Source organism: Thermostichus sp. OS-CIW-30 (assembly GCF_054060215.1).
Genome location: NZ_JBSSCZ010000035.1, coordinates 22,403 through 29,119, shown reverse-complemented (window position 1 = coordinate 29,119; position 6,717 = coordinate 22,403). Strand labels below are relative to the sequence as shown.

General features: G+C 60.6%; 5 protein-coding genes. 4 read left to right on the top strand and 1 reads right to left on the bottom strand.

What is annotated here, in order from left to right; all coding sequences use genetic code 11:
- The first annotated feature begins 217 nt into the window (after window positions 1-217).
- The 3 genes from ACVWZF_RS13210 (at window position 218) to ACVWZF_RS13200 (ending at window position 3,801) form a co-directional block, all read left to right on the top strand.
- On the top strand, window positions 218-787 hold the full coding sequence (locus tag ACVWZF_RS13210) for a phycobiliprotein lyase (RefSeq protein ID WP_011434381.1): 570 nt from the start codon (window positions 218-220) through the stop codon (window positions 785-787).
- Window positions 788-1,170: 383 nt separating this feature from the next.
- Window positions 1,171-1,791 carry a hydrogenase nickel incorporation protein HypB gene (gene hypB, locus ACVWZF_RS13205; RefSeq protein ID WP_011434383.1) on the top strand — a complete coding sequence of 207 codons (621 nt, stop codon included), beginning with the start codon at window positions 1,171-1,173 and terminating at the stop codon, window positions 1,789-1,791.
- Window positions 1,792-1,914: 123 nt separating this feature from the next.
- Window positions 1,915-3,801 carry an AAA family ATPase gene (locus tag ACVWZF_RS13200; protein ID WP_011434384.1) on the top strand — a complete coding sequence of 629 codons (1,887 nt, stop codon included), beginning with the start codon at window positions 1,915-1,917 and terminating at the stop codon, window positions 3,799-3,801.
- Window positions 3,802-3,862: 61 nt separating this feature from the next.
- Here ACVWZF_RS13200 and glcD read toward each other — a convergent pair whose 3' ends face one another.
- The gene (gene glcD / locus ACVWZF_RS13195; protein ID WP_238376820.1) at window positions 3,863-5,374 is read right to left on the bottom strand and encodes a glycolate oxidase subunit GlcD; all 1,512 of its coding nucleotides are present in this window, start codon (window positions 5,372-5,374) and stop codon (window positions 3,863-3,865) included.
- Window positions 5,375-5,455: 81 nt separating this feature from the next.
- Here glcD and ACVWZF_RS13190 point away from each other — a divergent pair, with 81 nt between their 5' ends.
- Window positions 5,456-6,688 carry a class I SAM-dependent methyltransferase gene (locus tag ACVWZF_RS13190; protein WP_011434386.1) on the top strand — a complete coding sequence of 411 codons (1,233 nt, stop codon included), beginning with the start codon at window positions 5,456-5,458 and terminating at the stop codon, window positions 6,686-6,688.
- Window positions 6,689-6,717: the final 29 nt, after the last annotated feature.

Genomic DNA, 6,717 nt, shown 5'->3' with positions numbered 1-6,717 from the left:
GGATCAATCCGGTGCTTGTAGGTTACACCAGCATAAGTAGGTTTTGCTACAGATTTCGCTCAGGGGTATGGTGGGGATCCCTGTATCCCGGTGCTCACCCTGCGGGTAGAGTGCAGGACTGATTGCCCCCGCACCACCGTTAGCTAAATCGTTGAGTTGCTCTGCAAGCTAAGATCGGCAAACCCTGTTCCATCGATGAGGATCCGCGTCGGCCATGATGACCGTAATGGAGTTTTTCGCCCTCAGTGCTGGGGAGTGGATGTGCCAACGCACCAGCCATCACTTGGCTTTTCGCCGCTCTGAGGGTGGGAGGTCGCGGCTACAAATTGCCACCCTTGCGGCAACCGATCCAGCAGTCATCCGGGTTTGCGAGTTGTTCAGGGTGGATCCCCGACGAGCTGTGGGAGCAGCGCGGGTGCGGTGGGATGGCGAGCAGGAGTGGGACAACGAAGAGTACAAGGGAGACGTGGTGCTGGTACCTATCCCCGATGAGACCGATCCCATGCGCGGGCAGTTGCTGCGGGATCAGGGCTACGCTGAGAAAGTACCGGTGGCCGGTACCTATGTCATGGGATCCGATGGCGCCCTTACCCTTTACACCCAGTATGAGATGACTGAGTCGGAAGAGCGCATTTGGTTTGCCAGCCCCAACTTGCGCCTGCGGGCCAGCACTGTCAAGCGGTTCGGTGGCTTCAGCATGGCTTCTTTCTGCTCCGAGGTGCGTAAACTCTCCGTCGGCCCTTCTCCCACCCCTACGGTGGCCGAATCCAGCTCTTTCCGCAGCTAGAGCGTTTTCTCCTCAACCGCAACACGGGTTGTGCCATGCACCAAGTCTTGGATCTGGGGATTAACCTGCTCCACGCCAATCAACACCAGGCCGACCACAACCGGGAGCATTTTGATGCCTGGGGAGCATGACTCTAGTCAATAATAAGCTCAACTATACTGAAAATAATGTATAATATGTTCAGTACGGATTACTACCAGTTGATCTTTCTGTTTACTTTCGAGTCTGCCAACATGGTAGCCAAAGCAAAGCAGAAAATTGGTAGTAAGACGACACGGAAACTGCGCTTTGGGTATTCTACTCAAAGCTTTGCGGGATACCGCCATTCTGTTTGGAAACAAACAGAATGCTATCGCTGCATAGTTGAACAGTGATGTTCAGCAGTGTTCAGCGTAAATGTATCAGTAACCTGTCTGAACCTCATGAGCGCGCCGGGGGCGGGTAAGACGTCTTTGCTGGAGAAAACCGTGGTCGCTCTTGCCGGCTCGCTGCGCCTGGCGGTGATCGAGGGAGACATGACGACCCAACTGGACGCGGAGCGGTTGCGTCGCTACGGGATCCCGGTGATTGCCATCAACACGGGGCGGGCCTGTCATTTGGATGCGGCCATGGTGGCCGGGGGCTTGCAGCAATTGGAAGCACTGCTGGATCCCCAACAACTGGATTTGCTGCTGGTGGAAAATGTCGGCAACTTGGTCTGCCCGGCGGAGTTTGAGGTGGGGGAACACGCCAAGGTAGCACTACTCAGCGTCACAGAAGGGGAAGACAAGCCTCTCAAGTACCCAATCATGTTTCGAGAGGCGGATTGTCTGCTGATCACCAAAGTGGATCTGGTTCCTGTGTTGGAGGTGGATTTGGATCGGATCCAGGCCAATATCCGCGAGATCAACCCTTCTGTGCCGATTTTTTGTCTTTCTGCCAAGACGGGTGACGGGCTGGAGCCCTGGCTGGGCTGGATCCGAGAGCAGATTCTCCTTGCCCAACACCGACGGCAGCCGCAGTGAAGGGTATCATACTGAGCATCTAGCCGTGGAACTCTCCTCACCTGAGCTGGCCAGGCAGGGGATGAGTTAGCACCTCTGGCGGGTCAATTTGCAGATAACTTGTGTGGATGGAAAATCCCGGCTATGGCCAATTTAAGTGACTTTGTACAGGGCATTGAGCAGTTGATCGAGCTGGCTCAGAAGCTGGACGAGAAAAAGCAAAGTGGAGAGCTGCGAACCGAAGTCCGCATCCAGGCCCGTCCTCTGGGCAGTTCTATTCCCCCTTCCGGCTCCATCCCCCGCCGCCGCAGCCCTGCCCAAACGGGGGATCCCCCCTGGAGCAGCGAGCCCCAAGTGATGTCTGCGGTTCGCTTCCAGGAACCGTCCAAGGCCGCTGTGCCCGACCCGCCAGCAACTTCTGCCGACCGCCCAGAGTCTTGGGCTGGGCCACGCCTCAAGGATGTGGGGGGACTGAGGGAACAGCTCCAAGCGCTGCGGGAGATGGTGGAGATCCCCCTCAAGCGGCCCGATCTGCTGGCCAAGCTGGGGTTGGATCCGCCCCGCGGCGTGTTGTTGGTAGGCCCCCCCGGCACCGGCAAAACCCTGACGGCCCGCGCCCTGGCCGAGAGCCTGGGGGTGAACTACATCGCCATTGTCGGCCCGGAGCTGATCGGCAAGTACTACGGCGAGGCGGAGGCGCGCCTGCGGCAACTGTTTGAAAAGGCAGCCAAATCGGCTCCCTGTCTGGTGTTTATTGACGAAATCGATGCCCTAGTGCCCAACCGCGCCACCGTCGAGGGGGAGGTGGAAAAACGCCTGGTGGCCCAGATGCTGGGGCTGATGGACGGGTTTGTGGCCCAAAAGGGGATCGTGGTGCTGGCAGCCACCAACCGGCCCGAGGCTCTGGATCCGGCTCTGCGGCGACCGGGGCGCTTTGATCGGGAGGTGATCTTCAAGGTGCCGGACCGGGAGGGGCGGCGGGAGATCCTGGCCATCCACACCCGCGGCATGCCCTTGGCGGAGGATGTGGATCTGGACAGCCTGGCGGATCAGACGCTGGGCTTTGTGGGGGCAGATCTGCGGGGCCTGTGCCAGGCAGCAGCCTATGCGGCTTTGCGGCGGCAGGTGCCCGATTTGGGATCCCCCATCCCCGAGTCCCTGACGGTAACCGCAGCGGATTTTCAACAGGCTCTGCAACAGGTGAAGCCGGCGGTGCTGCGCTCGGTGGAGATTGAATCCCCGCAGGTGAGCTGGGATCAAATTGGCGGCCTGGAGCACGCCAAGCAGATTTTGCAAGAGGCCATCGAGGGATCCCTGCTGCACCCTGAGTTGTACGAGCAGGCTCAGGCCCAAGCGCCCAAGGGCATCCTCCTCAGCGGCCCCCCTGGCACTGGCAAAACCCTGTTGGCCAAAGCCATCGCTTCCCAGGCCAAGGCTAACTTCATTGCCGTCTCCGGCCCGGAGCTCTTGAGCAAATGGGTGGGATCCTCCGAGCAGGCGGTACGGGAACTTTTTGCCCGCGCCCGCCAATGCGCCCCCTGTGTCATCTTCATCGACGAGATCGACACCCTCGCCCCGGCGCGGGGAAGCTACTCCGGGGATAGTGGGGTCAGCGACCGCGTTCTGGGGCAGCTGCTGGCAGAGCTGGATGGGATCCGCCCCAGCCAAGGGGTATTGGTGGTGGCCGCCACCAACCGCAAGGCCAGTTTGGATCCCGCCCTCACCCGGGCCGGCAGGTTGGAGCTGCACCTGAGCGTGGAGCTGCCGGATCGCAGCGGGCGACGGGAAATTTTGGCCGTTCACAACCGCAAGCGTCCCCTGGGGCCTGATGTGGACTTACAGGGGTGGGCCGAGCAGACCGAAGGTTGGAGTGGTGCCGACCTGGCCCTGCTCAGCAACCGCGCCGCCATTGCCGCCATCCGCCGCCACCGCGCCACTTCCGAGACGGTGGATGCCAAAACCCTGGTCATCCAACAGGAAGACTTCTGTCGAGCCTTTGCCGAGCTGCAGCAGCAACGCCAAGCCGGCTGATCCCAGCCTGAGGGCTATTCCCATCACGCCAGCGGTTCGGAGCACCTTCAAACTTTCAAAATCAAAAGACTGGGATCCCTTGCCATTCTGGTTGGCTGTGGGCGTGGGCTGACTCACCGCAGGTGCGGGGGGTGGGAAAGATCTTGCCGGGGTTGGCGATGTGCTGGGGGTCGAACACCTGCCGCACCCATTGCATGCTCTCCAGATCCGCAGGCGTAAACATTTCCGGCATGTAGCAGCGTTTGTCTGCTCCGATGCCATGTTCGCCGGAGATGCTGCCCCCCAAGCGCACGCAGAGCTTAAGGATCTCGCCCCCCAGTTTCTCCACCTGCTCCAGGGATCCCGGCACCGACTCGTCGTAGAGGATCAAGGGGTGCAGATTGCCGTCGCCAGCGTGAAACACATTGGCCACCGGATAACCGTACTCACGGCTGAGGCGCTCGATTTCCTTCAAGACAAAGGCTAGCTGGCTGCGGGGGATCACCCCATCCTGAACATAGTAGTTGGGGCTGAGCTTGCCCATGGCGGCAAATGCTGCCTTACGTCCTTTCCACACCCGCGCCCGCTCTTCCGGGTCGGATGCGACTTGCACCTGTCGCGCCCCATTTTTGAAGCACAGCGCCCTCACCTGTTGGCTGGCTTCTTCCACCTCCAGTTCCAGCCCATCCACCTCCACCAACAAAATGGCCGCCGCATCCCGCGGATAGTAGCCCAACTGCACCACATCCTCCACGGCATTGATGCTGAAGTTGTCCATAATCTCCAGGCCGGCGGGGATGATCCCGGCAGCAATGATGTCGGAGACGGTGGATCCCGCCGCTTCCACACTGTCAAAGTCTGCCAGCAAAACCTGCACTTGAGCCGGGGCCTTGAGCAAGCGCAGGGTAATCTCGGTGGCAATGCCCAGGGTGCCCTCGGATCCCACAAACAGCCCCACCCAGTCGTAGCCGGGCATCTCCGAGATCTTGCCTCCCCAGCACACCACCTCCCCATCCGGCAGCACCACCGTCAGGCCGAGAATGTGGTTGGCTGTTACGCCGTACTTGAGGCAGTGGACACCGCCGGAGTTCTCCGCCACATTACCTCCGATGGAGCAAACCGACTGGCTAGAGGGATCCGGCGCATAAAAGTAGCCTTGGGCGGCCACGGCCTGGGTAATCCAAGTGTTAATAACCCCCGGCTGCACCACCATGCAGCGGTTGTCCAGGTCGATTTCCAGGATCTGCTTCATCAGGGTGGTGGCGATGACGACGCTATTTTCCACCGGCAGGGCTCCCCCTGAGAGGCCCGTACCGGATCCCCGCGCCACGAAGGGCACCCCGTAGCGGCTGCACAGCTTCACCACCTGCGCCACCTCTTCTGTTGTGCGGGGCAGCACCACCAGCGCCGGCCTTTGCCGGTAGCTGACCAGCCCATCGCATTCGTAAACCAGCAGCTCCTCCGGCTTGCTGATCACCCGCTGGGGATCCAGAATCTTTTTGAGCTCAGCCGTCAGCCTGATCCAGTCGAAGGTGAGGCCAGTTTGCAGAGGATGAGAAGAAGTTTTTGCGCTGGCAGTGCGGAGCACTTTCATGACAGTGGGCCCAGCAGGAGCTTTAGGAGGGATATTGTCACTATAGTCTTGCTGGTAACCGAGCCAGCCAACAGATAGCCCATGCAGCCCAACTCCCCCAGCGCCGAACAAGTCCTCAACCAAGTGCGGCAGCTCTACGAGCTCTACCCCTTCCCCCCGCAGCCCGTCGGCACTGTTCCCCCGCCAGGGTGGAATTGGCGCTGGAGCTGGCCCCAGGCCCATGCCTTTTGTACGGGATCCCATCCGGGTCGGCGCAAGGTGCGCATTCTGGATGCCGGCTGTGGCTCGGGAGTGGGAACGGAATACATTGCCCACCAAAACCCCAACGCAGAAATCTGGGCCTTTGATCTGAGCAGCCGCGCCCTGGAAATCGCCGAGGCCCGTTGTCGGGCTTCCCAGGCACCGCCGGTGCAGTTTCGCCAGCTCAACGTCTACGACATCGACCAGCTGCCGGGGCAGTTTGACTTCATCAACTGCGTGGGCGTGCTCCACCACCTGCCCGATCCGCTAGCGGGGCTGCAGGCTTTGGCCGGCAAATTGGCTCCCGGCGGGCTCTTGCACCTGTTTGTGTATGGTGAGCTGGGCCGCCACGAAATCCGCCTCATGCAAAAGGCCATCCGCCTGCTGGTAACGGGTTCTGAACACCAGACCCTTGCCTCGGCGGAGCAATTGCAGAGGGGTCTCCAGGTGGGCCGCCGCCTTTTCGAGATCTTGCCGGAAACCAACCGCATCCAGCAGCAAGAACGGGCCCGCTGGGCCATCGAGAACGTGGACGACGAATGCTTCGCCGATATGTACCTGCACCCCCAGGAAGTGGACTACACCATCGAGACTCTGTTTGAATTAATCCGGGCTTCCGGACTGCAGTTTCTGCGCTTTTCCAACCCGGAGTTTTGGCGGCTGGAACGGGTGTTGGGCCAGGACGAGGCCCTGCTGGCTCAGGCGGCTCAGCTGCCGGAACCGGAACGCTATCGCCTGATCGAGCTGCTGGATCCGGTGGTAGCCCACTACGAGCTGTTTCTCGGCAAGCCCCCCATCCGCTGCTGGGAATGGACAAGCCCGGAAAGTGTAGCATCAACCATTGCCCACCTCAGCCCCTGTCTGGGCCTGTGGCCGGGGCGGAGCATTTTCAACTATGCTTACGAAGCCATCTCCCTGAGCGAAGAAGCCTTCGCCTTTCTCCAACAGGTGGACGGGATCCGCACCGTCCAAGAGATCCAGGCTGGCCTAGAGTGCCCCCTGAGCTTTGAGCAACTGCAACGCTTGCTGCGCTGGCAAGTGCTGCTGCTGGAGCCTCAAAACTCAGTCTCCTGAGAGTTTCTCGACCCCTTTCCCTTGCCTCA

Excerpts from the sequence above, each read along its gene's own strand:
- ACVWZF_RS13210 (WP_011434381.1), top strand. The coding sequence starts at position 218 with ATGACCGTAATGGAGTTTTTCGCCCTCAGTGCTGGGGAGTGGATGTGC.
- ACVWZF_RS13200 (WP_011434384.1), top strand. The coding sequence starts at position 1,915 with ATGGCCAATTTAAGTGACTTTGTACAGGGCATTGAGCAGTTGATCGAG.
- glcD (WP_238376820.1), bottom strand. The coding sequence starts at position 5,374 with ATGAAAGTGCTCCGCACTGCCAGCGCAAAAACTTCTTCTCATCCTCTG.
- ACVWZF_RS13190 (WP_011434386.1), top strand. The coding sequence starts at position 5,456 with ATGCAGCCCAACTCCCCCAGCGCCGAACAAGTCCTCAACCAAGTGCGG.